The organism is Elioraea sp. (assembly GCF_022842375.1).
In the GTDB taxonomy this organism is placed as follows: domain Bacteria; phylum Pseudomonadota; class Alphaproteobacteria; order Acetobacterales; family Acetobacteraceae; genus Elioraea_A.
This window is the reverse complement of sequence record NZ_JALHPR010000024.1, coordinates 26,711-51,444: the sequence shown is the minus strand read 5'-3', so window position 1 is coordinate 51,444 and position 24,734 is coordinate 26,711. Positions and strand designations below refer to the sequence as shown.

At 68.2% G+C, this 24,734-nt stretch carries 26 protein-coding genes; 16 read left to right on the top strand and 10 right to left on the bottom strand.

Translation table 11 applies throughout. The features are described 5' to 3' along the window. Positions 1–29: 29 nt before the first annotated feature. The 3 genes from Q0C38_RS17685 to Q0C38_RS17675 are packed head-to-tail and all read left to right on the top strand — an operon-like array spanning position 30 to position 2,360. Positions 30–776, top strand: coding sequence for a multiubiquitin domain-containing protein (locus Q0C38_RS17685; protein WP_291298447.1), 747 nt, complete (start codon positions 30–32; stop codon positions 774–776). Beyond that, complete coding sequence (locus Q0C38_RS17680) at positions 751–1,923, top strand: ThiF family adenylyltransferase (RefSeq protein ID WP_291298446.1); 1,173 nt, start codon at positions 751–753, stop codon at positions 1,921–1,923. The genes Q0C38_RS17685 and Q0C38_RS17680 overlap by 26 nt, the downstream gene beginning before the upstream one ends. Further along, positions 1,923–2,360 (top strand): DUF6527 family protein, encoded by a 438-nt coding sequence (locus Q0C38_RS17675; RefSeq protein WP_291298445.1) that lies wholly within the window; start codon positions 1,923–1,925, stop codon positions 2,358–2,360. Before Q0C38_RS17680 ends, Q0C38_RS17675 begins: the two co-directional genes overlap by 1 nt. 15 nt (positions 2,361–2,375) lie before the next feature. Here the strand turns inward: Q0C38_RS17675 and Q0C38_RS17670 are convergent, their stop codons facing one another. Beyond that, positions 2,376–3,146: a hypothetical protein gene (locus tag Q0C38_RS17670; RefSeq protein WP_291298444.1), complete on the bottom strand. Its 771-nt coding sequence runs from the start codon at positions 3,144–3,146 to the stop codon at positions 2,376–2,378. A gap of 37 nt (positions 3,147–3,183) precedes the next feature. Then, positions 3,184–3,693: a hypothetical protein gene (locus Q0C38_RS17665; protein WP_291298443.1), complete on the bottom strand. Its 510-nt coding sequence runs from the start codon at positions 3,691–3,693 to the stop codon at positions 3,184–3,186. Between the two features lie 1,022 nt (positions 3,694–4,715). On the opposite strand from Q0C38_RS17665, the gene Q0C38_RS17660 reads away from it, so the two are divergent. Beyond that, positions 4,716–5,315, top strand: a complete 600-nt coding sequence (locus Q0C38_RS17660) for a hypothetical protein (RefSeq protein ID WP_291298442.1) — start codon at positions 4,716–4,718, stop codon at positions 5,313–5,315. 131 nt (positions 5,316–5,446) lie between these two features. Continuing rightward, positions 5,447–5,803, top strand: a complete 357-nt coding sequence (locus tag Q0C38_RS17655; protein ID WP_291298441.1) for an arsenate reductase — start codon at positions 5,447–5,449, stop codon at positions 5,801–5,803. Between the two features lie 6 nt (positions 5,804–5,809). Here the strand turns inward: Q0C38_RS17655 and Q0C38_RS17650 are convergent, their stop codons facing one another. The 4 genes from Q0C38_RS17650 to Q0C38_RS17635 form a co-directional block, all read right to left on the bottom strand. After that, positions 5,810–6,796, bottom strand: a complete 987-nt coding sequence (locus Q0C38_RS17650) for a serine hydrolase (RefSeq protein WP_291298440.1) — start codon at positions 6,794–6,796, stop codon at positions 5,810–5,812. Then, positions 6,793–7,776 carry a glutathione S-transferase family protein gene (locus Q0C38_RS17645; RefSeq protein ID WP_291298439.1) on the bottom strand — a complete coding sequence of 328 codons (984 nt, stop codon included), beginning with the start codon at positions 7,774–7,776 and terminating at the stop codon, positions 6,793–6,795. Before Q0C38_RS17645 ends, Q0C38_RS17650 begins: the two co-directional genes overlap by 4 nt. A gap of 82 nt (positions 7,777–7,858) precedes the next feature. Beyond that, complete coding sequence (locus tag Q0C38_RS17640; RefSeq protein ID WP_291298438.1) at positions 7,859–9,916, bottom strand: hydantoinase/oxoprolinase family protein; 2,058 nt, start codon at positions 9,914–9,916, stop codon at positions 7,859–7,861. Beyond that, complete coding sequence (locus Q0C38_RS17635; protein WP_291298437.1) at positions 9,916–11,571, bottom strand: hydantoinase B/oxoprolinase family protein; 1,656 nt, start codon at positions 11,569–11,571, stop codon at positions 9,916–9,918. Before Q0C38_RS17635 ends, Q0C38_RS17640 begins: the two co-directional genes overlap by 1 nt. Before the next feature lie 148 nt (positions 11,572–11,719). On the opposite strand from Q0C38_RS17635, the gene Q0C38_RS17630 reads away from it, so the two are divergent. The 3 genes from Q0C38_RS17630 to Q0C38_RS17620 are packed head-to-tail and all read left to right on the top strand — an operon-like array spanning position 11,720 to position 13,550. Continuing rightward, positions 11,720–12,349 (top strand): hypothetical protein, encoded by a 630-nt coding sequence (locus Q0C38_RS17630; protein ID WP_291298436.1) that lies wholly within the window; start codon positions 11,720–11,722, stop codon positions 12,347–12,349. A 5-nt stretch (positions 12,350–12,354) separates the two neighbouring features. Further along, the gene (locus Q0C38_RS17625; protein ID WP_291298435.1) at positions 12,355–12,825 is read left to right on the top strand and encodes a hypothetical protein; all 471 of its coding nucleotides are present in this window, start codon (positions 12,355–12,357) and stop codon (positions 12,823–12,825) included. 23 nt (positions 12,826–12,848) lie between these two features. Then, positions 12,849–13,550, top strand: coding sequence for a hypothetical protein (locus Q0C38_RS17620; protein WP_291298434.1), 702 nt, complete (start codon positions 12,849–12,851; stop codon positions 13,548–13,550). A gap of 17 nt (positions 13,551–13,567) precedes the next feature. On the opposite strand, the gene flgH is transcribed toward Q0C38_RS17620, so the two are convergent. The 4 genes from flgH to flgF are packed head-to-tail and all read right to left on the bottom strand — an operon-like array spanning position 13,568 to position 16,885. Continuing rightward, positions 13,568–14,305: a flagellar basal body L-ring protein FlgH gene (gene flgH, locus Q0C38_RS17615; RefSeq protein WP_291298433.1), complete on the bottom strand. Its 738-nt coding sequence runs from the start codon at positions 14,303–14,305 to the stop codon at positions 13,568–13,570. Beyond that, entirely contained in the window at positions 14,302–15,297 is a 996-nt protein-coding gene (flgA, locus tag Q0C38_RS17610) for a flagellar basal body P-ring formation chaperone FlgA (RefSeq protein ID WP_291298432.1), read from the bottom strand. The genes flgH and flgA overlap by 4 nt, the downstream gene beginning before the upstream one ends. Before the next feature lie 14 nt (positions 15,298–15,311). Continuing rightward, positions 15,312–16,097, bottom strand: a complete 786-nt coding sequence (flgG, locus tag Q0C38_RS17605) for a flagellar basal-body rod protein FlgG (protein ID WP_291298431.1) — start codon at positions 16,095–16,097, stop codon at positions 15,312–15,314. 41 nt (positions 16,098–16,138) lie between these two features. Continuing rightward, positions 16,139–16,885, bottom strand: a complete 747-nt coding sequence (flgF, locus tag Q0C38_RS17600) for a flagellar basal-body rod protein FlgF (protein ID WP_291298430.1) — start codon at positions 16,883–16,885, stop codon at positions 16,139–16,141. Between the two features lie 279 nt (positions 16,886–17,164). Between flgF and Q0C38_RS17595 the strand changes: the two genes are divergently transcribed. The 8 genes from Q0C38_RS17595 (at position 17,165) to speD (ending at position 24,732) form a co-directional block, all read left to right on the top strand. After that, positions 17,165–17,686, top strand: coding sequence for a flagellar basal body-associated FliL family protein (locus Q0C38_RS17595; RefSeq protein WP_291298429.1), 522 nt, complete (start codon positions 17,165–17,167; stop codon positions 17,684–17,686). After that, positions 17,683–18,777: a flagellar motor switch protein FliM gene (fliM, locus tag Q0C38_RS17590; protein ID WP_291298428.1), complete on the top strand. Its 1,095-nt coding sequence runs from the start codon at positions 17,683–17,685 to the stop codon at positions 18,775–18,777. The genes Q0C38_RS17595 and fliM overlap by 4 nt, the downstream gene beginning before the upstream one ends. Further along, a complete protein-coding gene (locus Q0C38_RS17585) occupies positions 18,774–19,244 on the top strand; it encodes a DUF6468 domain-containing protein (protein WP_291298427.1) in 471 nt (156 codons plus the stop codon). The genes fliM and Q0C38_RS17585 overlap by 4 nt, the downstream gene beginning before the upstream one ends. Beyond that, the gene (locus Q0C38_RS17580) at positions 19,241–19,966 is read left to right on the top strand and encodes a MotE family protein (RefSeq protein WP_291298426.1); all 726 of its coding nucleotides are present in this window, start codon (positions 19,241–19,243) and stop codon (positions 19,964–19,966) included. The genes Q0C38_RS17585 and Q0C38_RS17580 overlap by 4 nt, the downstream gene beginning before the upstream one ends. 41 nt (positions 19,967–20,007) lie before the next feature. Next, complete coding sequence (locus Q0C38_RS17575) at positions 20,008–20,388, top strand: chemotaxis response regulator CheY (protein WP_291298425.1); 381 nt, start codon at positions 20,008–20,010, stop codon at positions 20,386–20,388. Beyond that, on the top strand, positions 20,381–21,037 hold the full coding sequence (locus Q0C38_RS17570; protein ID WP_291298424.1) for a protein phosphatase CheZ: 657 nt from the start codon (positions 20,381–20,383) through the stop codon (positions 21,035–21,037). Before Q0C38_RS17575 ends, Q0C38_RS17570 begins: the two co-directional genes overlap by 8 nt. Continuing rightward, the gene (locus Q0C38_RS17565) at positions 21,037–24,078 is read left to right on the top strand and encodes a hypothetical protein (RefSeq protein ID WP_291298423.1); all 3,042 of its coding nucleotides are present in this window, start codon (positions 21,037–21,039) and stop codon (positions 24,076–24,078) included. The genes Q0C38_RS17570 and Q0C38_RS17565 overlap by 1 nt, the downstream gene beginning before the upstream one ends. A 156-nt stretch (positions 24,079–24,234) precedes the next feature. Further along, complete coding sequence (speD, locus tag Q0C38_RS17560; protein ID WP_291298422.1) at positions 24,235–24,732, top strand: adenosylmethionine decarboxylase; 498 nt, start codon at positions 24,235–24,237, stop codon at positions 24,730–24,732. The last annotated feature ends 2 nt before the right edge of the window (positions 24,733–24,734 follow it).

Genomic DNA, 24,734 nt, shown 5'->3' with positions numbered 1-24,734 from the left:
GCCGCGGCAGAACCTAAGGATCCAATCTTATGAACACCGAAGAGCTTCTCGATTACGACGATCTCGGCGACGCCCTGCGCGAAGGCCGGGCGCTGCGTCCGGCGCGGGGGTATCGCTTCCTGCTCGCGCAGGGCGATCTCAACTTCCAGTCCCGTCAGGTGAGCGATCCCGTGCCGCTCGGCCGTCAGTTGCTCGAGGCCGGGGCCCTGGACCCGCCGGACGGCTACAGCCTGTTCGCGATTCTCCCCTCGGGGGACTTCGAGGACGTGCGGCTGAACGAGCCCTTCGACCTGCGTGAGCACGGCGCCGAGCGGTTCGTCGCCTTCCTGACGGATCGCGACTTCAAGCTCACGCTGAACGACGACGAGCTGCGCTGGGGCAAGCCCATCCTCAGCGGTGCGGTGCTCTACGGCCTCGCCAAGCCGGGCGAGGGGGAGGGCGTTTTCCTCGAGGTCCCCGGCGGCGAAGATCGCCTGATCGAGCATGGCGAGATGATCGATCTGGCCGAGCCCGGCATCGAGCGGTTCATCACCGCGCGGCTGACGTTCGAGATCATAGTCAATTCGCGGCCGCGCACGGTGAATGCCCGCACGGTCACGTTCGAGCAGATCGTCCAGCTCGCCTTCCCGGGCCAGCACGAGCCCAACGTCGTCTTCTCGATGACCTATCGGCATGCGGCGTCGACGCCGCACGCGGGCGAACTCGGTGCCGGCGGCTCGGTCGACGTCAAGAAGAAAGGCACGGTGTTCAATGTCACGCGAACTGTTCAGTCGTAATCTCGACCTCAAGCGGCTGCGGGACGAAGGCTACTTCGTCCAGCGGCAGGGCGGGCATCTCGTCATGCGGGAGGTGCCCTATGTCGATGCGCATCGGGAGGTGCGCATCGGCACCCTCATCTCGAGCCTCACGCTGGCCGGCGATGCGACGCGCACGCCCGACACCCATGTCGTCCACTGGGATGGCGACTTCCCATGCCGCGCAGATGGGACACCTATCCAGGGGATCTCGCATCAGGCCGGCGCCTTCGACCTCGGCCACGGCCTCAAAGCGACACACAGCTTCTCCAGCAAGCCGGATGGCGGCTACACGGACTACCACCACAAGATGACGAGCTACGCGAACATCATCGCGGGGCCCGCTGCGGTGCTGAAGCCCGGCATGACCGCTCGCACCTTCCGCGAACCGGAAGAAGAGGAAGACAGCGTCTTCAACTATGTCGAGACCGCCTCCGACCGTGTCGGTATCGGCGTCCTGACCGAGCGGCTCGTCAACGAGCGGGTCGCCATCATCGGCGGCGGCGGCACCGGCGGCTACATCCTGGACTTCGTCGCCAAGACGCCGGTTCGCGAGATCCGGCTCTTCGACAGCGACGAGTTCCTGACCCACAACGCGTTTCGTGCGCCCGGCGCGCCGAGCCTGGAAGAACTGCGCGAGGCGCCGAAGAAGGTCGACTATCTGAAGCGCGTCTATAGCCGGATGCACCGCAACATCGTGGCGCACGATGTCGAGCTCGGGGCCGACAACCTGCACCTTCTCGACGGTGTCACCTTCGCGTTCCTATCCCTCGACGCCGGCGAAGCGAAGCGGTTGATCGTCGAGAAGCTTGAGGCGATCGGCGCCGCGTTCGTCGATGTCGGCATGGGTCTTGAGCTCGACGAGGGGTCGCTCGGCGGTATCCTACGGGTGACCGCCAGCACGCCGGAGAAACGGGATCATGCGCGGCAGCGCATTTCCTTCGTCGGCGGCGGCGCCAAGGACATCTACGCCTCCAACATCCAGGTCGCGGACCTCAACGCGCTGAATGCGGTCCTCGCGGTCGTTAAGTGGAAGAAGATCCGAGGCTTCTACCGGGACCTCGAGCGCGAGCATCACTGCACCTACACCACCGACGGCAACATGCTGATCAATGGGGACCTCGCGTGATGCGACACAAGCGACTCGACCATCGTTTCGTCGAACACATCCCGGAGCGCCTTGAGGCGGGCATTCTCTATGTCTCGATGGAATATGCGACATCGGCCCACAGCTGCTGCTGCGGTTGCGGCGAGGAGGTCGTGGCGCCCCTCACGCCGACGGACTGGAAGATGACGTTCGACGGCGAGACCATCTCGCTGCGCCCGTCGATCGGCAATTGGACACTGAAGTGCCGGTCGCACTATGTGATCGACCGCGGCAAAGTGATCGAGGCCGGCCCGTGGAGTGACGAGCAGGTCGAAGCCGAGCGTCGTCGGGATCGCACCGCCAAAGCGCGCTTCTACGGGGAGTCACCGAAGGTCGAACCTTCGGTTCAACCCGTTCCGCCCAAGGAGGAACCGGGCTTCTGGCGCCGCGTCTGGACCCGGATATCTGGCAGATCGTAATGACGAGCCCGACGGTCACGCGCCGTCGGGCTTATCGGACGTCGGCGTTGCGTGACCAGGACTTGGGTAGAAGGTTGCGATCCAGCGCTGCTTGAGCTTGGTGAAGGCGAGGCGGCTCGGAAGGCCCTGCGGCCAGTCGGCTGGAAAGAACAGGTTGAGCTGTTCGCCAACCTGGATCGCGAGGCGACCCATTTCGGAGACGACGGCTTCCAAGGTCGTCGTCTCCATGAACGGGCCGATGACCGCGTCGCCGTCGCGCTGCGGCCGCATCATGAAGGCAGACTTCATGGTGGGATGGCCGGCGAGCTCGGAGAACATTTCGTACATCGCGAAGCGCTTCTTGTCGGTGAAACCGTCGCGGGCGTCGAGGGCCTCGCGAACCTTCACCGGTCCGAAGTCCCTTAGGCGCGCCTTCTTGTCGGCGAAACGCCAACGCTCGATCAGGGTTCGGTCGCCGGCGAAATAGTCGATCAGGAAGACCGTCTCGAGCACGTCACGCAGTATCAGTGCGCTGTTTTGGCTGTAGCCCGATAGAGCAAGCTTCACGCTCGCGCCGAAGGCATTGAAGGTGCGCATCCCAAGCAACTGGATGACCTTGAGGTCCTCGTCGGCGGTTTCGAATTGGCGCAGGACATCTGCGAGGTCCATGGCCGCTTCGGTGATGGTCAGGTGCAACTTCAGGCGCTCATCGCCAGCGATGAGACCGATTGCCTTGTCGCGCAGGAATTCTTCCCCGGCATGAAGGCTGGCAAGGTTTGGCGGGATGGCGTCGTTGGTATCGGGCATGGACAGTTCCGGCCGTCGTGGGCGTGCGCCGGCGCTCTTATCCGTCAGCGAGTGCGCCGTGCCGTTCCAGCACCTTCATGAGCACGTCGTTCGCGGTGGTGAAATTGCCGAGCTGGCCTTGCAGCTTGTACTGCCATTTCACGCCGTGAAAGAGGTTGTTGCGATAGCGGAAGACGATGATGAGGACGGCGGCCATGCGGCTGCATGGGTCGTTGTCGCTGCCGTCGATCACGGCACGTACCAGGGCCTCGCGGTCGGGATTCCTCAAATGCAGATGGTCGAAGTGATAGGTGAAGGCGCCATCGGCGTAATAGCGCTGCCGGAAGTAGCCGAGTTCGGGGTTGAAGGCGTCAGCATCGAGCCTCCCGGTCTCCTGCCACGCCTCGACCGCGCCGCAGATCGCCTTGACGTTGCCCTCGGTGTCAAGGACGCGGGACTCGAACAGGCTCCAGAGTAGCGCGAAGTCAGTAATCGCGGCCTGCTCATCTTTGGCGAGATGATTGAATCCGGGCGCCTTCGCCTGCAGCCATTTCATGCTCTTGGTCATGGTTGGTCTTATCGCAATATTGCAGGATCGTGTAGAGAGCGGCGGCTTGATATAATAGGCATAGAGCGTCGTGGCATCGATGCCGGTCCCGACGATTTGCTGCGGACCGGACTCGAAACCGGCTAGTGGATGGGCTTAGCGCACCGAGCCATTACGCCGCTGCCTTCTCGTCACCATCTCGGACCTTTGCTGGCCATGTGTCCTTCCACACCGCCGCAGCCAGAAGCGCTTGTCTATCCGGTTCATTCGCCTTGCATCAAGTCACCAGGCCCAGCGAGTAGATCTGGAAGGGGGAGAGACGTTGAGCATGGCGAGCACGAACGTCCTGTGCTATGAACGGCGACGGTCTTTTCTCGCATCGGCGCGCAGTGCCCTGCATGGTTGATGGCGCGAAAAATTGACCGATCGTTGTCGATAGACGATGAAACCGCGCTAAATCCAAATCGCGCGAATTTTCCTTTGCAATCAAAAGCGAAAGATTTTGACGGCTCGGCGGTCGGGTTTTGACCGTCAGAAGAAAGATTTTTCACTTATAAATCAGCACGTTACGATGCATTGAGAGAATCGAGTGGGAGTGATTTTCGCCGATCGGCCGATATCCCGCACCAAGTGACACGTGCTGACGATATCAGCGTATTCGCACCGCTCGCCTTGAAGCGTCCGCGTCGGCGCGCGCACCCTCATCCCCGGCCACCGCAAGCCGGGCAGCGCCAATGACGCGAGTGTGTTCGACGCCACGCTGGCCTATCTGGACCATTGGGAGAAGGCGCGGGCAACGTCCGCCACGCCGGAGGGGCTCCGCGCCAGGCTGCTCGTCGGGACGGAAAACCTCGGTTTCCCCTTTGCCATCGGCCGTGGCGTGGCGGCGGCATCCCTGGCCGGGCCCCGTGATCCACTGCCCCTGACGCGAGTAAGCCTGACATCGCCTTCATCGACTCCACCAAGCTCGCGCTTGTCCGCCGTCGCGTGCCCTGCCATGAGGCAAGCGTGGAGCACCGGAACCGAAGTCGAGGAGAAGCGGCGTGAACAGCACGGACCGACAGACACTTCGCCGCCGCTTTCTCACGGTTGCGGCGATGGTGCCGGCAGGTCTTGGACTGTCGTTTGGTCGGGCGGCGGCACAGCAGGCCATGGTGCCGACGGCGAGCGACATGGAAGGACCCTACTACATCGCCAACACCCCGATCGTTGCCAATCTGAACCGCTTCGGCAAGCCTGGTGAAACCATGCGCATTGTCGGGCAGGTGATGAATGCGGCGGACCCGGAGAAGCCTGTCCCCGGTGCGAGGCTTGAGCTGTGGCAGACGGATGGCCAGGGGCGCTACCACCCGCAGACGAAGGGCAACTACAGCGATTTTCGTGACGACGAGATCGACCTTCGCGGCACCGTCATCACAGACCACGCGGGCCGCTTCGACGTGATGTCGCTGTTTCCGAAGGAGTACTGGCCGCGTCCGCCGCATATCCACTACTGGATCCGCGCCGAAGGTTTCCGCCCGCTCGTGACGCAGCACTACCTCGACACGCGCCCGTCGAACCGGCCGCATCGCACGGCACGCGTGATTCGCGACCAGAGCCCCGCAGTCTATCCGGCGCCGACCTTCTACATCCAGCCGGGATGACCGAGGATCAGAGGCCGAAGCTGCCCCCGCTCAGCGCTGCCCGCTCTGCGCAGCCGGCCCCACGATGGTGGGATCGCTGAAGGCAGGCATCGACCGGGGCGCGCAGCAATCGAACGGGAGTGAGGGAAGCGATGCCGGCAGATGTCACCATCCACGGAATCAAGAACTGCGACACGATGAAGAAGGCGCGGGCCTGGCTGGACGCCAACGCCATCGCGCACGCGTTCCATGACTACAAGACGCAGGGCATCGACCGGGCGATGCTCGCGGCCTGGGCGAAGAGCGCGGGCTGGGAGGTGCTGCTGAACCGCGCCGGCACGACGTTCCGCAAGCTGCCCGACGCCGAGAAGGAGGGGCTGACGGAGGCGCGCGCCATCGCGCTGATGCTGGGCCACCCGTCTGCCATCAAGCGGCCGGTCCTGACCGTTGGCGGAACGATCCTGGTGGGTTTCGATCCTGCCCGCTATGCCGCAGCGCTCGGCCGCTGAGCCGGCCTAGGCGAGCGCCAGGACGGGGCCGTCGAGCAGGGCCATCTGCTCACCGAAATAGCCCTGCGACCGTGCCGGCCGCTCCAGCCCCGACGTGATCGCGACGGCGAGGCCCCGGCCCGGGTTCGCCGCGATCAGCTGCCCGCCGAAGCCCCGCGCGATCACGTAGCCGGATTGGCTGAGGAACCAGCCATAGCCGTAGCCGAGGCCCGACCAGGGCGATCGCGTGCGGGCAATGAGCGAAGCGCGCATCCACGCCTCTGACACTACCTGGGCGCCAGCGTAACGACCGCCATCGCGCATCATCACGCCAATGCGCAGCATCGCGCGGGGGGTCAGCGCCATGTCGTTGCCGCCGAGATAGTTGCCCTGCGGATCGCGCGTCCAGGCCGGGATCTCGATGCCAAGCGGCGCGCCGAGCCTCGCACGCGCAAGTGCGAGCAGGCTCTGCCCGGTGGCGAGCGCGATCGCCGCGCCGAGCACATGCGTCGTGCCGGTGGAGTAGATCATCCGTCCGCCCGGCGTATCGACCATCGGTCGCTGCAGCGCGTCCGCCACCCAGTTCGCGGAACTCACCCAGCGTCCATAACCCGCGCCTGACGTCCCCTCGAGCCCGGCGCTCAGCGTGACGAAATCCTGCATCGTGATCGATCCAACACCGGCAGTCGCGCGCGGCGGAATCAGCGCAGGCGCAACGTCGCGCAACCGAGCGGTGACGTCAGCGATCTCGCCACGATCGATCGCCGAACCGAGCAGCAGGGCGACGAGGCTCTTGGAGCATGACTTGATGTTGGCCATGCGATCGAGCCCGGCCCCACGCGGGGCGGCGGCGAACACCACCTCATCACCAAGCTGGATCTGCAACGAATGCAGCTGGTTCATGCCGGCGATCATGCTCCGGATATCGTCGGTCGCCTGTGCGGTGGCGCGATTGACGAATGGCGCTGCCGTAGCGGCAATGACGGTGGCGGTGAAGGCGCGGCGCGAGATCATGCCCCGATGCCGTCGCGACCATGCGGGCGCGTGAAATCCAGCATCGGGCCCGCCGGCACGATTCCCGTCGGGTTGATGCCGCGATGGCTCTCGTAATAGTGCCGTTTCGCGTGATCGATGTTGAACGTCTCGGCAATGCCAGGCTGTGCGTAGAGGTCGCGCATATAGCCGGAGAGGTTCGGATAATCGGCGATGCGGCGGACGTTGCACTTGAAGTGCCCGACATAGACGGCATCGAACCGCAGCAGCGTCGGCAGCAACCGCCAGTCCGCCTCCGTGATCGCCTCGCCAGTCAGGTAGCGCCTTGTCGCCAGGCGCGCGTCGAGCCAGTCGAGCGTTTCGAACAGCGGCACGACGGCCTCCTCGTAGGCCGCCTTCGTCGTGGCGAAGCCCGCCTTGTAGACGCCGTTGTTCACCGTCTCGTAAATGCGCTCATTCAGCGTATCGATCTCGCCCCGCAGCGATTCTGGATAGGTGTCGCCGGGCGCCGCGCCGACGCAATCAAAGGCGCTGTTGAGCATCCGGATGATCTCGGAGGATTCGTTCGAGACGATGGTGCCCCTGGCCTTGTCCCACAGCACCGGCACGGTCGCGCGGCCGGTATAGCGAGCGTCAGCCTTCGTGTAGACTTCATGGATATGGCGCGCACCGTTCACGCCGTCGGGGATCACGCCAGGACCGTCAGTGAAGCTCCACCCATTCTCCGCCATCAGCCAGTGCACGACGGAGATCGAGATCATGCCGTCGAGCCCCTTGATCGCGCGGTAGATCAGCGTGCGGTGCGCCCAGGGGCAGGCGTAGGCGACGTAGAGGTGATAGCGCCCAGGCTCCGCCCGAAACCCCCCCGTGCCCGTGGGCCCCGGCGCGCCATCCGCCGTCACCCAGTTGCGGAAGCCTGACAGCGCGCGCACGAAGCGGCCCTCGCCGCCCTTCGCATCGGGCCGCCCATCGGTCCAGCTGCCATCGATCAGAAGCCCCATCGCCACACAATCCCCGTGACTCGCCCTGCGGCGGAGATGGTGGCACGGCGGCGCGCTGGCGAGGGCACGATCGCGCGATCCGCTATCCCCCGCTGCGGCCCTGCACCGCGATGTCGAGCCAGCCGAGCGGCGTGACCGTCGCATTGTCGCCCGGCCGCAGCAGTACCGTCGTCGTGCTCGATTCGATGATCGCCGGGCCGGCGATCACCTGGCCCGGCGAGAGGCCATCGAGATCATGAACCGCAACGTCGATCCATCCGCCGAGATGGACGCGGCGGGTGGCCGCCGCGCTACCGGTCGTGCTGGCGGCACGGTGTTCTGCCGCGAGAGGTGACAGCGCGCCGATCACAGCAATGCGGGCGTTCACGAGAACGGCCTCCTGGTCCCTCAGCGCGTAGGTGTAGAGCGCCTCGTGCCGCGCGTGGAACGCATCGGCCATCTGTGCGACGAGGTCGTCACGTTCCCAGGCAAGCGTGTCGAGCGGGACCATCACCTCGAAGATCTGCTCGCCATAGCGCATCTCGGCCGAACGCTGCGTGCGCACCTCGCCGGCAAAGCGCGTGGCGGCGAGCCGCGCGCGGCCCTCCCCCTCCATGCCGGCGAACGCCTGGCGCAGCGCATCGGCTGACAGCACGCTCGCATCGCCGAGATGGGTGCGCGAAAGCTCGTAGCGCAGGTCGGTCGCGAGCATGCCCCAGGCGGAGAGAACCGAGGCAAGCCGCGGCACGATGACGCGGGTGAGCTCGAGCTGCCGCGCGATGTCGGTGATGTGCAGCCCCGCGGCCCCGCCGAAGGAAAGCAGCGCGAAGCGCCGCGGATCGATGCCACGGCGCACCGAGACCAGCCGCACGCCTTCCGCCATCCGCGTGTTGACGACGCGATGGATGCCGGCGGCCGCCGCCATGCGATCGACGCCGAGTGCGATGGCGATGCGATCGACCGCCGCCTCGGCCGCCGCGGTGTCGAGACGTGCGCGACCGCCGAGGAAGTTCGCGGCATCGAGATAACCGAGCACGAGGTTCGCATCCGTCACCGTCGCACGCTCCCCGCCGCGGCCGTAGCAGGCGGGCCCCGGCATCGCCCCGGCACTCTCGGGCCCGACATGCAGCACGCCGCCGGCATCGACGCGCGCGATCGAGCCGCCGCCGGCGCCGATGCTCGCGATGTCGAGGCTCTGCAGCCCGACGCGCTGGCCGGCGAGCTTGCGGTCGGACGAGATCGCCGCCTCGCCGGCCGTCACCAGGGAGATGTCGGTGCTCGTGCCGCCCATGTCGAAGGGAATGAGATCGCCCACCCCCGTCAGCCGCGCGACATGTGCAGCCCCGGCGACGCCACCGGCCGGCCCCGACAGCACCGCCCCCGCGGCAAGCCGAACGGCGTCCGCAACCGTCGCCACCCCGCCATGCGACTGGATGATCAGCAGCGGCACGGGCGAACCCGCCTCCGCAAGCCTGACCGCGAGCCGTTCGAGATAGCGGCGAAGTGCAGGCCCGACATAGGCGTTGACCACGGTCGTGCAGGTGCGCTCGTACTCCTTGATCTGCGGCAGCACATCCGAACTGAGCGAGACGTAGCTGCCAGGCAGTGCCGCGCGGATGGCCTCCGCCGTGGCACGCTCATGCGACGGATCGCGATAGGCATGGAGATAGCAGACGGCCACGGCCTCGACCTCGCGCGCGCGTAGCACCTCGATCGCCCGTGCGAGGGAGGCCGGGTCGAGCGGTGTCTCGATACGCCCGTCATGGCGGATGCGCTCGGCAACGCCGAGGCGAAGATCGCGCGGCACCAGCGGCTCGGGCGGCGGCATGCGGAGGTTGTAGCGATCGTCCTTCAGCCCCTCGCGCATCTCGAGGATGTCGCGATGCCCCTCGGTGGTCAGCAGCGCGGTACGCGCACCCTTGCGCTCGAGCAGCGCGTTGGTGGCCACCGTCGTACCGTGGACGATCCGTTCCGTCCCCGCAAGTAAGTGTGGCAGGCCGAGGTCGAGCGCGGCGGCAAGGAGCCCGAGCCCCTCCATGACGCCGAGCGACTGGTCATGCGGTGTGGAGGCGGCCTTGGCGTGAACGACGCGCCCGGCCTCGTCAACCGCGACAAGGTCGGTGAAGGTGCCGCCGACATCGATTCCGATGCGATAGCGCATCACCGGGCCTCGCCGGTGACGAAGCCGAGCGTTTCGTCGCGCTGGCGTTCCTCCAGGCTGCGTTCCGCTGGGTCGCCCCAGCCACCGCCGCCGCCCGACTGCGCAATGATCATGTCGCCCGGCGCGATCACGATGCCGGCCTCCTTCGTCTTCAGCTCACGTTTCCCGCCACTGGCAGACCGCAGCACATAGTGGTGGGGCGCGCCGTCATGCCCGCCGAACAGGCCGCACGCACCGTGGCGGATACCGTCGCCGGCCGTGTTCGCGACGGCGGGCTCGGCCACCTCCACGGCGAAGGCAAGGTCGCCCCCAGGGCCGCCGCGGAAGCGCCCGTCGCCGCCGCTGTCGGGGCGGAATTCGTGACGGAGGAAGAACAGCGGGAAGCGCACCTCAGCCACCTCGATGCTGCCGAACTTGATGCCGCCTGCCGCCTGCCACTCGCCAGCCCCTGGCCAGCCATCGCCCACGGGCGACGCGCCACCGCCGGGGCGGGCCTGGAACAGGTGCCAGATGAAGGGCCGGTCGCGCCGCGGATCGCGGCCCTGGATGGCGATGCGAAAGCGCCGCCCCCATCCCGCCATCGCACGATCAGGGCAGGCAGGCGCCAGCGCCTTGATCACGGCCTCGATGATCTCCTGGCCGCAGCAATTGGTCGACAGCGTCACCGGCTTGCCCGGGCGCGGGTGGACGATGGTTCCCTCGCGCGTGATGACGGTGAGGGGGCGGAACGCACCGTCGTTCTTCGGCGTCTCCGGATCGATCAGGTAGGCAAGTGCCACGACGACGGCAGAGCGCGTGTTCGCATAGGCAGAATTGATGAAACCATCGACTTCCTCGTGGCTGTCGGAGAGATCGACGACGAGGTCGCTGCCTGTCTTGGTCACGGTCGCGCGGATATGGATGTCGCGGAATCGATGCCCATCATCATCGATGATCGCCTCGCCGTGGTAGACGCCGTCGGGCCAGGCGGCGATCACCGCGCGCACCTGGCGCTCCGCCCCATCGAGAACGGCCTCGATCGCCGCATGCGCGGTGGGTGAGCCGAATTCGGCAAGCAGCGCCTGCAATCGCCTCTCGCCGACGCGGGCGGAGCCGATCATCGCCGCGAGGTCACCGCGGAAATCACGCGGGTGGCGCACGTTCAGCACGAGCAGTTCGGCCACGTCGTCGATCAGCCTGCCACGATCGTAGAGGCGCAACGGCGGGATGCGGATGCCCTCCTGCCAGATCTCGGTCGCGGCCGGGTTGTAGGCACCGTGCGTGGCGCCGCCGATATCGCTCTGGTGCGAGCGGTTGATCGCCCAGAAGGCCAGGCGATCACCGTCGAACACCGGCACGAAGGCCGTCAGGTCAGGCAGATGATTGCCGCCGCGATACGGGTCGTTCAGCAGGAACACATCGCCGGGATGGATCCGGCCGCGGAAATAGTCATGCACCGACTTCACCGCCCAGGGCAGGGCGCCGACATGGATGGGCACGTGCTCGGCCTGCGCGACCAGCCTGCCTTCAGGGTCAGTCAGGGCAGTGGAGAAGTCGCGGCTCGAGTTCAGGATCTGCGAATAGGCGGTGCGCAGCATCGCCTCGCCCATCTCCTCGACGATCGCCTGCAGGCGATGCTGGACGACGGATACGGTCACGGGGTCGATCGCGGTCATGCTCCGGTCCTGCCATGCGGGAGGGGAAGGCAAGGGTGAGGATTGACCATCCGCCGGCCAGGGCCAAGGGGGGAAGGCAGTTCGCTGCGCAAACGGATTGTTGCGTACTCGCTTTCCATCACCTAGCGTGTGCTGATGGAGGGCGCCCATGGCGTGGCCGCAACAGCCCGAACAGATCGGCAAGCTCGTCGTCACCGTGCTCGATGCCCTGGCGCGGGGACATGCGAGGCTGCTCGAAACCTCCGTGACCGATCTCGGCGCGCTGGCAACGAAGCAGGCGGAAGTCACGCTCGATTTCGACTGGGTTGCGGTGGCAGAGACGGCCAAGTACGGCGCCGACCTCTCAGGTGTGCGCGTGCTCAATCCGATGTTCACCGTGGAGACTTCGTCGACACGGGAGACCAACCACGCGACGATCAAGCTGACGGTGGTGCAGGTTCCCTATTCCCCGCGCGAGACCGAGGCGAAGGCCGGCGCGCTGATCGGCAGAGGCATCGTGCGTGGCGGCAACGAGGCGGCTGGCGCGCTCGCCGAGACAGTGCGCGAGGGCGATGCCAGGCTCAGTTCCGCAGCCGTTGCGCATGTCGCGGAAGCGCTCGCGCGCGCTGCCCCCAAGGGCAAGGACGGTGATGCACCGCGCGCGCTTGCGGCACGGCTCGACGCCGTCGCGTCGTTGCTCGCCGGTGGCGACCGAGCCGGCGCGGAGGGCAGCATCGCCTTGCTGACGCGGGCAGAGAAGCTCCTGCTCGCGCGGCTGCGTGCCGCGGCGAAGGGCTGACCACGGTGCCGTTCCCGCTTTCGCCCATCGTCCAGCAGGCAGCGGAGACGCTGTCGAACACGCCGATCGGCGCTGGCGCCACGGCGCTCGGCGCCACGCTTGCCACGCTCGGCCTTAGCGGGGCGGCAGCCGAGGCGGCCACCAAGGCGATGACCGATACGGCGCGCAGCCTGTTCGGCCTTGCCGCCGATGTGCAGCCCAGCCCGAGGCAGATGTTCGAGGCGCTCTCGCGCATGCTCGAGGCCGTCTGGGCCCAGTTCGGCGAGGGCAGGATGCCGTTCCCGATCGCGCTTGATCCAACGGCGCCGCTCACCGCCATCGCCGATGCGGTGAACCAGGCGGAGGGGCGGCTGAACCAGACCAATCTCGCGATCGGCGGCGGCAGCGTTGCCGTCACGCTCGATCTCGGCCCCGGTGGCCAGGCGGTGTTCACGCTCAACCTCACACCCGCCCAGGGGATCCGCCCGATGGGCTGACGCATAGAGACCAGGAGGCGACCATGGCGTTGACGGCCTTCACCTCGCTCGCGACCTATACCGCCGTGCTCGCGGAGAGCCTGGCGGCGATCGGCCTTTCCTCGCTGGCACCGTCGCTCCTGGCAACGATCGGCAAGCTCGCCAAATGCGCGGTGGAGGAGGACGACGGTCCGCTGCGCGCGGCGGCGCAGGCGCAGGCCGACAACCTCATCCGCGGCCTCGGCAAGCTCGCCGGGCCGAAGCGTGAGGGCTCGGGCGCGCCGGTTCCCTCGCCGGCGGAAGTCGTCGGCGGGCTGTTCGACGCGCTGAGCAAGGGCCTTCACAGCATCGAGCAGATCGACCTGCTCGTGCCGAAGACCGCCTCGCTCGAGACCGAGTTCGAGTTCCACGCCAACGAGAGCTACGGCGGGCAGGCCGCGGTCGGCGGGATGATCCAGGTCGTCACGCTGCAGGCCGGATTCCACGCGCTGTACGAGGCCTCGTCGCGCAACAAGATCAAGATGAAGATCGATTTCGTTTCTGTACCGTTCGATCTCCGCTGCCGCAAGGCGCTTTCCGTCGTCGGGCGCCAACTGATGCAGGTGCTGGGGGCCGTGGGCATTTCCGTGACGCCGCAGGCCGAGGCGCTGATCGGCAAGGCGAGCGAGACCAAGCTCGTCGCGGCGCTCGGCGCTGCCTCCGCCCAGGGTGCCACGCTCGACACCGTCCTCGCCGCGCTGGCCTAGAACTGACGGATGCTCTCTCAGAAGGGCAGGATGATGTCGAGCAGCTGCTGGCCGTAGCGCGGCTGCTGCACGTCCGACAGCATGCCGCGACCGATATAGGAGATTCGCGCCTCCGCCATGCGGTCATGGCGCACCGTGTTGTCGCTCTGGATATCCTGCGGGCGGATGACGCCCGCGATGCCGAGGTCGCGGAGCTCGTTGTTCACCCGCACCTCCTGCCGCGCGCCGACCACGAGGTTGCCGTTCGGCAGCACCTGCGTCACCACGGCAGCGACACGCAGCGTCACGGTTTCGTTGCGCTGGATCTGCCCTGTGCCTGTCGAGCCGCTGGTCGAGTTGCCGGAGACGAGGTTCGAGGCGGAGACGCTGTTGGGCAGGATGCGGTTGATCGAGCTCTCGAGGCCGAGCATCGCGGGCAGGCCCAGGCTCTCGCTGTTGTCGCGCGAGCGGGTCGAGCTGTTGGCGAGCTGCGCCTCGTCACGGATGCTCACGAGCACGGTGACGATGTCGCCGACCTGGGCGGCGCGCTGATCACGGAAGAAGGCGCGCGCGCCCGGCCGCCAGAGACTGTTGGCATTCGGCACCGGCTCGCGCGCCTGCGGCATCGGCATGCTGACGGGGCGATACTCCGGCGTCTGCGTCGGGTTCTCGATCTCCGACAGGCGTGGCCCGCGCCCGATCTCGGCGAGCCGCGTGGCGGCGTTGCAGCCGGCGAGCATGGTGCCGGCGAGCAGGATGGCTGCGAGACGGATCATCGGACGAGCTCCGCGCGGCGCTGGGGCGTGCGTCCCTGCTGGGGCCTGCTGATCGGCGCGCTGTCGGCCGCGACGCGAACCCGTCCTGGCCCGAGGACGACGGCCTCGAGCACGGCGCGGGAGGCGACGTTCATCACCTGGATGCGGGCTCCCTGTGCGCCATCCTCGAGCGCGCGGCCCTGGGCGGTGATCGAGAGGCCTGGCAGGTCGACGAGCATCACCACAGCCGCACCCTTCTGCACGGCCGATGCGGTGCCGAACTGTTCGCCGGCCAGCGGCGCGCCGGCGGCAACCGACTGGCGCAGCGTGCGGCCTGCAAGGCGCTGGGGGTCGAGCACGGCGTCCTGTGGCACGCGGGCTGGCGACATGCGGACGAGCTTGATGTCGGAGGCGCGGATCGTATCGCCCTCGGCAAGCCTGCGCACGGCGACCGGCACCGCGACGGTGTCATCCACCCTTCCTGCGATACGTGCGCGCACCGGCGCCTCGGGCCCGACGATCGCGGCGATCTGCGCATTGAAGCGCGCCTGGCCGGCATCCCAGCCGAGATCCTCGACGATGATGCGCGGCTGCGCCGTCGACAGCGGAACGACGGGTGCGGTGAAGGCGTTCAGCGCGATGGGCGCATCGGCGGTGTCGATCGCGCCGGCGGCGAGCAGTGCCTCGCGCAGCGCCTCCTCGATCGTCTCGCGCGAGAGCGGGCGGCCGGGGCGCTCCACCACCGCCGTCGTCGGCGAGGCGAGCGTGATGCCGTTGGCGCGCGCGATGGCGGTGAGCTGCCCCGCCTCGACGGTATAGACGCGGCCGGGCGCGGGCGAGGGGCCGAGCACCCGGTCACCGCGCGGCAGCGTGCCGTCGAACAGATCCGACAGCCTGACCTCGGGCCCGTGCACCACGACGTGGCTGCGTGGCGTGAGCGCTGCCGCCCCACCCGCGAGTCCAGCGGCGAGCGCGGCGGCCAGGGTGGCACCGAGCAGAAGCGATGTGCGCATGGCGTCGATCCTCCTCAGCGCATCCGTGTGAGTGTCGAGAGCATCTCGTCGGACGCAGTGATCACCTTGCTGTTCATCTCGTAGGCGCGCTGGGCGGTGATCAGGCTCGTGATCTCCGAGACGACGTTGACGTTCGAGGTCTCGACGAAGCCCTGCATGATGTTGCCGAAACCGGGCGAGCCGGGAACGCCCGCCTGCACCTGACCCGAGGCCGGTGTTTCGAGGAACAGGTTGTCGCCGATTGCCTCGAGGCCGGCGTCGTTGGCGAAGATCGCCGTCTGGATCTGGCCCACGTTCTGCAGCGCCGCCTGGCCGTCGAGCTTCACCAGCACTTCGCCATTGGCGTTGATCGTCACGTCGCGCGCCTGGTTGGGGATCTGGATGCCGGGAAGCACGCGGAAGCCATCGGCCGTCACGATCTCACCCTGCGGCGAGAGGCCGAACGTCCCGTCGCGCGAGTAGGCGGTCTCGCCTGAGGGAAGCTCGACCTGGAAATAGCCAGGGCCGCGGATCGCGAGGTCGAAGCGGTTGTCGGTCTGGCTCAGGTTGCCCTGCTCGGCGATGCGGTAGACGGCGGCCGTCTTGACGCCGAGGCCGATCTGCACGCCGGAGGGAACAACCGTTCCGGTATCGGAGCTGGTGGAGCCGACGCGGCGGAGGTTCTGGTAGATCAGGTCCTGGAACTCCGCGCGGCGTCGCTTGTAGCCAGTGGTCGAGAGGTTGGCGATGTTGTTCGAGATCACCTCGACATTGGTCTGCTGCGCGAGCATCCCGGTCGCGGCGATGTGGAGGGAACGCATGGGTCTCTGTCCTTTCCGGGCCTTGTCCTGGGCGCGCGGCGTCAGCTGCGCCGGCGCAGCAGGCGCTCGACCGCCTGGAGCTGGCGCTCGCCCTCGCGCTCGACGAATTGCGCAGCGAACTCGAACTCGCGCTGCTGCGCCATGAGCCTCGTCAGCTCGACGACGGGCTGGACGTTCGCTTCCTCGACCATGCCTTGCATCACGCCAGGTGCCGCCACTGCCTGCGGCTCCTGCCCCTCGTCGGCGCGGTACAGCGTCGCACCCTCGGCGATCAGCTTCTGCGGCTGCTCGAAACGCATGACGCGCAGCCGGCCGATCTCGCCGTCGGGTGTGCTCACCGTGCCATCGGCAGAGATCGAGATGCGGCTCTCGTTCGGCGCGACGACAAGCGGCGTGCCATCGGTCGAGAGGACGGGATAGCCCTCCGAGGAGGTGATCCTGCCGTTCGGGTCGAGCGTCATGCGCCCGTTGCGGCCGTAGCGTTCGCCGCGCGGCGTCTCGAAGGCGAGGAACCCATCCGATGCGATGCCGACATCAAGCGTGTTGCCGGTGCGCTGCATCGGCGCCGCCTCGTGGTCGCGGTGCGTGGCCCGGTCCTGCACGAAGTGGATCGTGCGCGCGCTGGCGGGCTGGTCGACGCGGTGCTGCGTCAGCAGATAGTCGGCGAACACCTTCTGCGAGCTCTTGAAGCCCGGCGTCCCCGCATTGGCGATGTTGTGCGCCGTCATCTCCGTCTGGCGCTGGATCGCGATCATGCGGGAGAGGGCAACGTAGGTCGTCTGTTCCATCTGCGTCTTCCAGGCCGTGGCATCCTCGGTGGCGAGGTGCCGTCCATCCCGGATCGAGCAAGGCCCGTGCCAGCGTGCGCAACCCAGCTTCGAGGCTGGTTTCGCCGAAAGGCAGCGGTTCGGGCGGCAGGGTGTGCCGGGTGAGGCGGACGATGCGCGTCGCGCTTCGGCGCGGGGCAGCAATTCTTGCCGGCTTCAAGCTTCGTTAACCGGTCCCGGGCACAGATGCATGCGTGAGGTCGCCATGGGGGTGGGCTCGCTCGGGCAGGAGAAGCGCCGATGTCTGGCGGGGCAGCGGCAGCGGCACCAGAGCAGGGGGCCGAAGAGGGCGGCGAAGGCAAGAAGAAGGGCAAGGGCAAGCTCATCCTGCTCGCCGTGCCGCTCGTGCTTGTCATCGCCGGTGCCGGCCTCTGGTTCAGCGGCATCCTGCCTGGAATGCTCGGCATGGGCGCCAAGCCCGCGGCCGAGGCGGAACCCTCCGAGCCGCCGCCGATCGTGCCGGCGCTGTTCGAGATGCCCGAGATCATCGTCAACCTCAATGTCGGCAATCGGCGCGCGAGCTACCTCAAGCTCAGGTCGAAGATCGAGATCGCCGATGGGCGTGACCTCGCGCATGTGCAGGCCGCCGTGCCGCGGCTGCAGGACCTCTTCACCACCTATCTGCGCGAGCTTCGCCCCGAGGAGCTTCGGGGGTCAGCCGGCATGCACCGGCTCCGCGAGGAGTTGATCGCGCGCGCCAGTGTCGCCACGCGGCCTGCCCGCGTCACCGATGTGCTCTTCGTCGAGATGCTCGTGCAATGACACCTCCGGCAGACCCGGCCGACGGCCAGAACGAAGAGATCGACGACGACGCGCTCGCCGCGGCGTGGGGTGCCTCGGTCGACGGCGAGGAGGGCGAAGGTGATGGAGGCGGCGTCGATGCGGCGCGCGTCCTGAACCAGGCCGAGATCGACAGCCTGCTCGGCTTCGAGGGTGGCGGCAGCGGCGATGACCAGATGTCGGGCATCCAGAGGATCATCTCCTCCGGCCTGATCACCTACGAACGCCTGCCGATGCTCGAGATCGTCTATGACCGTCTCGTCCGCATCATGTCGACGTCCCTGCGCAACTTCACCTCAGACAACGTCGAGGTGTCGATCGACAACATCGTGTCGCTGCGCTTCGGTGACTACCTGAACTCCATCCCGCTGCCCGCCATGCTCGCCGTGTTCAAGGCGGAGGAGTGGGACAATTACGGGCTGATGGTGGTCGATAGCGCGATGATCTACTCGATCGTCGACGTGCTGCTCGGTGGCCGCCGCGGCACCGCACCGATGCGCATCGAGGGCCGCCCCTACACCACGATCGAGCGCACGCTGGTCGAGCGCATGATCCACGTGGTGCTGGCCGACCTTGCGCAGAGCTTCGACCCGCTCTGCCCCGTGAACTTCCGCTTCGAGAGGCTCGAGACCAACCCGCGCTTTGCCGTCGTCTCACGCCTCTCCAACGCCGCCGTGCTGGCGAAGCTGCGCGTCGAGATGGACGATCGCGGCGGCAAGCTCGAGCTGCTGCTGCCCTATGCCACGCTCGAGCCCGTGCGCGAGATGCTGCTGCAGCAGTTCATGGGCGAGAAGTTCGGCCGCGACAGCATCTGGGAAAACCACCTGGCCGACGAGCTGCTCGAGACGGATGTCGAGATGGACGCGGTGCTGGACGAGCAGTGGATGAAGCTCTCCGACATCGTGCGGATGCGGCCGGGAAGCCAGCTCGTGCTCAACAGCACGATCGACAGCCCGGTGAGGCTTCGTTGCGGTGGCGTGTCGCTCTTCGAGGGGCACATGGGGCGGCGGAACGGCCGCATGGCAGTGCGGATCGACCGTGACGCACCGCGGCGGGAAGGAGTGCGCGCATGACCATGGCAGCGCTGCAATGGGGGTTCGAGTTCGCACTCGCGCTGCTGCTCGCGGCAACCCTCTGGTACGCCATCAGGCTCGAGCGGCGGCTTGGCGTTCTGCGCCGCGACAACGCAGCGCTCGAGGCGCTCGTCGCCGGCTTCAACGAGGCGACGGCGCGCGCCGAGGCCTCGACCGCACGGCTGCGTGCCGCCGCCGAAGGTGCGGGGCGGCAGGTGACCGAGCAGGTCGAGGGTGCGGCGCGGCTGCGCGATGACCTCCTGTTCCTGCTTGAGCGTGGCGAGCAGCTTGCCGACAGGCTCGACGGCGCGGTGCGCGAGGCGCGCGGCGCGGTGAGCGAGCGCGGCCTGCCCTCGCGCGCCAATCTCGCACCGATGCCCACCCCGCCGGCGGCGGAGGCCGATGCGCCACGCGTTCGCAGCCAGGCGGAGCGCGACCTTCTCCAGGCCCTGCGGGCGGCGCGATGAGCATGTCCCTCCGCTTCACGCCGCGTCTCTTGCCGAGCGCCATCGTCGTGATGGCCGTGCTGCTCGCGGTGAAGGCAACCGATCTCGCGCTCCGCGCGCCTGATGCCGCACGCCGCGGCGATGCGACGTTGCTGCCGATCGGCACGCCGGCGCAGGCAGCGCGCGTGACGGCGGAGCCGTTCCGTGCCGCCTCTGATGCCCCGGCGCAGCCAGCCCAGGCCCAGGGCCAGGGCCAGGGTCAGAATCAGGCCCAGAATCAGGCCCAGAATCAGGTTCAGGATGCCCAGCCTGGCGCCATCACGGCCGCGGAACGCTCCGTGCTCGAGGAACTGCGTGCTCGCCGCGCCTCCCTCGATGCCCGCGAGCAGGCGCTGGCCGTGCGCGAGAGCGTGCTCGTGGCCACCGAGCAGCGCCTGTCACGCCGCGTCGAGGAACTCGGCGCCCTGCAGCAGCGCCTCGAGGCGCTCGACAAGGCGGCGCGCGAGCGTGAGGACAGCGGCTGGCGTGGCCTCGTGCGCATCTACGAGAACATGCGCCCACGCGATGCCGCGCGCATCTTCAACGAACTTGAAATGGTCACGCTGGTAGAGGTGGTCGACCGCATGAAGGAGCGGTCGGCGGCGACGATCCTTGCTGGCATGGAGCCGGACAAGGCGAAGGCGCTGACGGCTGAGCTGGCAAGGCGGCGTGCGACAGGACCTCGCGCCGAGGCCGGCCGCTGAACACCGATCACGCAAGGGAACAGAGAGGACAGGACGGGCACATGGACAAGAACATGAACATCCTCATCGTCGACGACTACAAGACGATGCTGCGCATCATCCGCAACCTGCTGCGGCAGCTCGACTTCCAGAATGTGGATGAGGCAACCGATGGTGCCGCGGCCCTGTCGATGCTGCGCACCGGCAGCTACGGGCTCGTGATCAGCGACTGGAACATGCAGCCGATGACGGGTCTGCAGCTTCTCCAGGAAGTGCGCGCCGACGCGAAGCTGAAGAACATGCCGTTCATCATGGTGACGGCAGAGAGCAAGACCGAGAACGTCGTTGCCGCCAAGCAGGCCGGCGTCTCGAACTACATCGTGAAGCCCTTCAACGCCGAGACGCTGAAGGAGAAGATCGAGAAGGTGCTGGTCCATGCCTGAGGGAGTGCAAGGCCCGACGGGCGTGGCGGAGCTCGCGGAGCGGCTTGCGGTCCTGCGTGACCGCCACCGCGACGCGACGACGCCGGAAGCGGTCGCCAACATCGTCGAGACAGTGCTCGGAACGATGCACGGCGACCTTTCGCAGACAGAGGCAACCCTGCTCTCGGAGGTCGAGCAGATTGCTCGCACGATCGCGGCGGCGAAGCAGGAGATCGCCTCGCTCCAGGTCGAGGACATCAACGGCAGCTTCATCCCGTCGGCGACCGATGAGCTCGATGCCATCGTCGAGGCGACGGCACGGGCGACCAATGAGATCCTCGATGCCTGCGAGACCTTCGACATGATCTCCTCCGAGGTCAGCGCCGAGGTGTCGGACAAGCTCCAGGGAGCGACCACGCGGATCTACGAGGCGTGCAGCTTCCAGGACATCACCGGACAGAGGATCACCAAGGTCGTCTCCACCCTCAAGTCCATCGAGGAGCGGATCGGGGCGATCATCGATACCTTCGCCGCGCGTGTTCCGGGCGAGGCGCGGCTTTCGCCGAAATCCGAGCCCGAAGGCGAGGCAGCGCTGCTGAACGGCCCGCAGCTTCCCGGAAACGGTGTCGATCAGGCCGAGATCGACCGCCTTCTCGCGAGTTTCGACTGATGCGCAACACCCTCCTCGCCTCTTGTCTCGCCCTGCCTCTCCTGCTCGCGTCGGCAGGGATCGAGGCAAGGGCCGAGGAGGCTGTCGCGCTTCGTTTCGGCGTCCATCCGACCTACAGCCGCGTGGTGTTCGACTGGCCCACGCCTGCCGACTACACAGTGGTGCGCGAGGGCGATCGCGTGCGTGTACGGTTCGCGCGCACGCCGGGCTTCGATACGGCCTCGCTTCGCCGTCTTCCGCCGATGGTGGAAGGCTTCACAGCCGAGGGCAGCAGCGTGGTGATCACGCTGAAGCCTGGCGTTCGGGTGCGTGACTACCGCCTCGGCGGGCGCATCGTCCTTGACATCTTCCCCCCCGAAGCGGCGCAGGCGAATGCTGCCGCGGCACCCCGTTCCCCGGCCCAGCTCCAACCCCAGGCGGGGATCACACCGCCCGCACCCTCGGCAGCTCCCTCATCCGTGCCGGCTCCTCTGGCGACTCCTTTAGCGCCTCCCCTGGCCCCTCCCCTGGCCCCTCCCCTCGCGGCTCCGGCGCAGCGCCTCGCATCGCTTCCGCTGCCCCCGCCCCCGCCGCCCGAGCTGCCGACGCCGGCGCGTGATGCCCTGCCGCTGCCGCCGCGCCCGGCCAACCCGGCGGAGCGACCACGCCAGGCCGCTGCCCAGCCGCAGCCCGAGCAGGCGCCGCGACCAGTTCCCCTGCTGCAGCCGGTGCCGCAGCGCCAAGTGCCGATCAGCCTCGCCGCCCTGCCGCATCGCGGCACGGAAGGGCCTGCGGCCCGGCTTCCGTTCGAGCGCGATACGGGTGTCGCGGTGATGCGCCGGGGCAGCGAACTCTGGGTCGTGTTCGACGATCCGCGGCCCGTCGATCTCGCGGCCCTCCGCAACGATCCCGTCTTCGGCAGGGCGGTCCTGACGGTCGGCAGCGCAGCGACGCTGCTGCGCATCCCGGCACCGCTGCCGGCGGCCGCCCGCGTGCTGCCGGGTGAGCGCGGCCTGATCGTCGAGATCCTGCCCGCCGGGGCCGCTGCCTCCGAATCGGTTCCCGCCGAGGTGCAGGATGACCCCTCCGGCCGGCGGCTTCTGCTGCGGGCAGCCAATGCGGGCCGTGCCGTGCACCTGCATGACCCGGAAACGGGCGAGCTCCTGATCGTCGGCACGCTGAAGGCCGGCGAGGCGCGCCAGCCGGTCGCGCGCGCCTTTGCCGAGTTCTCGCTGGTGCCGACGCTGCGTGGCGTGGCGATCACCGCGCAATCCGACCACGTGACGATGCGCGTGCAGCCCGAGGGCTTCGTCCTTGCAGCCGGGCCGCAGCTCGAACGCGGGCTCGCTCTCTCGCCAGCCCAGCTTGCCTCGCCGGACGCGCTCGCCGGCCACGCGCTCACCCGCGCCTTCGATCTTCCCGCCCTGCCGCATGATGCGCTTGCGGAACGGGTGCGCCTGCTGCGCGGCGAAGCCGCCCTGGCCCCGCCGCTTGCCCGCGCGCGGCCGCGGATTGCGCTCGCCGAGGCGATGCTCGCGCTCGGCTTCGGCGTCGAGGCACGCGCGGTGCTCGATGTCGCCGCCGCCGAGGACCCCGTGGCTGGCGCGACGCCCCGCTGGGCGGCGCTCGCCGGCGCTGCCTCGCTCATCGCGGGGCGGTTGGACGATGCCCGCCCGGCGCTGAAGGACCCACGCCTGGACGGCACCGACGAGATCACCCTCTGGCGCGCCTACCTGGCAGACCAGGAAGGCGAGCCACCTGCGTCGACCGCACCGCTGTTCTCCGCGAGCGCCGGGCTCCTGCCGTCCTACCCCGATGCGTTGCGCACGCGCCTTGGCAGTGCCGCTGCCGAGGCGATGGCCGCCGGTGGCGAGGCTGCCGCCGCCGCGGCACTGCTTGCACGCGTCGGCGATGTCCCCTCGCTCGCGCTCGCCCGCGCGCTGCTGGCGGAGGCGCAAGGCCGGGTTGACGATGCCCTTGCCGCCTACGAGGCGCTCGGCGACGCGCGGGACCGGCGGATGCGGTATCGCGCCCTGTCGCGTGCGGCCGAACTCGCGCTGCGCGAAGGCAGGATCGGCGCGCCCGAGGCCGCTGCGAAACTCGAGCCGCTGCTCTATGCCTGGCGCGGCGATGCGTCCGAGCGGTTGCTGCGGCTTCGCGCCGCCGAGCTGCGCGGCGAGGCCGGTGACTGGAGCGGCGCGCTCTCCCTGCTGCGCGAGACGGAAGCGTCGTTCCCCGAGCACATCGCCGAGATCAGGCCGCGCACGGCCGGCGCCTTCCTCGCTCTTTTCCGTGACGGTGCTGCCGATGCGCTGCCCGCCGCGCAGGCCGTCGCACTCTTCGAGGAGAGCGCCGACCTGCTGCCGACAGGCTCTGCCGGCGATGCGGTGGTTGCCCGCGTGGCCGAGCGCCTGATCGCGCTCGATCTCACCAGCCGGGCCGCGACGATGCTGACGCGGCTGATGACGGCACAGCCAGAGGGCGGGCTCGATCGTGCCCGCACCGGGCTTCGCCTCGCCCAGCTCAGGCTCGGCGACCAGGATGCCGAAAGCGCGCTCGGCGCACTCGCCGCGAGCGAGGCGGAACGGTTGCCGGCAACGCTGGCGGCGGATCGCCTGCTCGTCCGCGCCCGCGCGATGTCGGCCGATGGCAAGCACACCGAAGCGCTCGCGATGCTGCGCGGCCTGCCGGGTGCCGCCGAGGCGCGCGTCGAGATCGCCGCCGCGAAGGGCGTGTGGGGCGAGGTTGTCTCCGCGCTCGCCGAACTTGCTGAAACGCGGCTTCCCCCGCCTGACGTGGCGCTGGATGAGCCGCAGCGTCGCCTGCTTGTGCGCTTCGCCGCCGCCGCGGCTCTGGCCGGCGACACGGCGACGCTTGCGTCGCTCGCCTCGACACGCGGGGAACAGATGGCCAACGGGGCCTTCGCCGAACCGTTCCGGCTGCTGACGTCAGACCCTGCCGGCGGTGCGATCGACCTGCCGCGGCTCGCCGCCGAAGTCGAGCTCGCCCGTGCCCTGCCGCGCAGCATCGCCGCGATCGGCGGTGGCGCGGTGCCCAACTGACCCCTTGTTGCAAAGGCATGACGCGTTCGTGTTCGCGCCGCAGCAATGTTCGATTTCTGCTTGCATCCCCGTGGCGCTTGCCGCACATAGCCGCGCCCGTTAGTGCGGGAAGTTGACCGCAGCCGCTGGTCATCTGCTGGTTGGAAGGGGTTCGCGATGAACGCTCTCGCCCGACTGGGGATGGTCTCGGAGTTTCCGAGCGAAGCCCAGACGACGATGGATGCCCAGACGGAGGGCGCAACGACACGGGATGCCGCAGGCACCACCGTGGACGAGGCGCCGAAGGACTATTTCATCGAGCGGGACGGCGTTCGTTTCGCCGGCATGCACCTGCTCGTCGATCTCTGGGAAGCCGACGCGCTGGATGATCCCGCGCATGTCGATGCCGCGCTGCGCGCCGGAGCCGTGGCGGCCGGGGCGACCATCCTGCACGGGCATTTCCATCATTTCACGCCGAACGGCGGCGTCTCGGGCGTTCTCGTGCTGGCCGAGAGCCACATCTCGATCCACACGTGGCCCGAGCGAGGCTATGCGGCGATCGACATCTTCATGTGCGGCGCGTGCGATCCGCATCTCGCGCTGCCGCACCTGAAGGTGGCGTTCCGCGCCGGCCGCGTCGAAGTGTCCGAGCAGCGGCGCGGTGTGATCTCCTAGAC

Excerpts from the sequence above, each read along its gene's own strand:
- speD (WP_291298422.1), top strand. The coding sequence starts at position 24,235 with ATGAACGCTCTCGCCCGACTGGGGATGGTCTCGGAGTTTCCGAGCGAA.
- fliM (WP_291298428.1), top strand. The coding sequence starts at position 17,683 with ATGACACCTCCGGCAGACCCGGCCGACGGCCAGAACGAAGAGATCGAC.
- Q0C38_RS17680 (WP_291298446.1), top strand. The coding sequence starts at position 751 with ATGTCACGCGAACTGTTCAGTCGTAATCTCGACCTCAAGCGGCTGCGG.
- flgF (WP_291298430.1), bottom strand. The coding sequence starts at position 16,885 with ATGGAACAGACGACCTACGTTGCCCTCTCCCGCATGATCGCGATCCAG.
- Q0C38_RS17595 (WP_291298429.1), top strand. The coding sequence starts at position 17,165 with ATGTCTGGCGGGGCAGCGGCAGCGGCACCAGAGCAGGGGGCCGAAGAG.
- Q0C38_RS17650 (WP_291298440.1), bottom strand. The coding sequence starts at position 6,796 with ATGATCTCGCGCCGCGCCTTCACCGCCACCGTCATTGCCGCTACGGCA.
- Q0C38_RS17620 (WP_291298434.1), top strand. The coding sequence starts at position 12,849 with ATGGCGTTGACGGCCTTCACCTCGCTCGCGACCTATACCGCCGTGCTC.
- Q0C38_RS17575 (WP_291298425.1), top strand. The coding sequence starts at position 20,008 with ATGGACAAGAACATGAACATCCTCATCGTCGACGACTACAAGACGATG.
- Q0C38_RS17565 (WP_291298423.1), top strand. The coding sequence starts at position 21,037 with ATGCGCAACACCCTCCTCGCCTCTTGTCTCGCCCTGCCTCTCCTGCTC.
- flgG (WP_291298431.1), bottom strand. The coding sequence starts at position 16,097 with ATGCGTTCCCTCCACATCGCCGCGACCGGGATGCTCGCGCAGCAGACC.
- Q0C38_RS17640 (WP_291298438.1), bottom strand. The coding sequence starts at position 9,916 with ATGCGCTATCGCATCGGAATCGATGTCGGCGGCACCTTCACCGACCTT.
- Q0C38_RS17630 (WP_291298436.1), top strand. The coding sequence starts at position 11,720 with ATGGCGTGGCCGCAACAGCCCGAACAGATCGGCAAGCTCGTCGTCACC.
- Q0C38_RS17570 (WP_291298424.1), top strand. The coding sequence starts at position 20,381 with ATGCCTGAGGGAGTGCAAGGCCCGACGGGCGTGGCGGAGCTCGCGGAG.
- flgH (WP_291298433.1), bottom strand. The coding sequence starts at position 14,305 with ATGATCCGTCTCGCAGCCATCCTGCTCGCCGGCACCATGCTCGCCGGC.
- Q0C38_RS17675 (WP_291298445.1), top strand. The coding sequence starts at position 1,923 with ATGCGACACAAGCGACTCGACCATCGTTTCGTCGAACACATCCCGGAG.
- Q0C38_RS17685 (WP_291298447.1), top strand. The coding sequence starts at position 30 with ATGAACACCGAAGAGCTTCTCGATTACGACGATCTCGGCGACGCCCTG.
- Q0C38_RS17585 (WP_291298427.1), top strand. The coding sequence starts at position 18,774 with ATGACCATGGCAGCGCTGCAATGGGGGTTCGAGTTCGCACTCGCGCTG.
- Q0C38_RS17655 (WP_291298441.1), top strand. The coding sequence starts at position 5,447 with ATGCCGGCAGATGTCACCATCCACGGAATCAAGAACTGCGACACGATG.
- Q0C38_RS17665 (WP_291298443.1), bottom strand. The coding sequence starts at position 3,693 with ATGACCAAGAGCATGAAATGGCTGCAGGCGAAGGCGCCCGGATTCAAT.
- Q0C38_RS17645 (WP_291298439.1), bottom strand. The coding sequence starts at position 7,776 with ATGGGGCTTCTGATCGATGGCAGCTGGACCGATGGGCGGCCCGATGCG.
- Q0C38_RS17635 (WP_291298437.1), bottom strand. The coding sequence starts at position 11,571 with ATGACCGCGATCGACCCCGTGACCGTATCCGTCGTCCAGCATCGCCTG.
- Q0C38_RS17580 (WP_291298426.1), top strand. The coding sequence starts at position 19,241 with ATGAGCATGTCCCTCCGCTTCACGCCGCGTCTCTTGCCGAGCGCCATC.
- Q0C38_RS17670 (WP_291298444.1), bottom strand. The coding sequence starts at position 3,146 with ATGCCCGATACCAACGACGCCATCCCGCCAAACCTTGCCAGCCTTCAT.
- flgA (WP_291298432.1), bottom strand. The coding sequence starts at position 15,297 with ATGCGCACATCGCTTCTGCTCGGTGCCACCCTGGCCGCCGCGCTCGCC.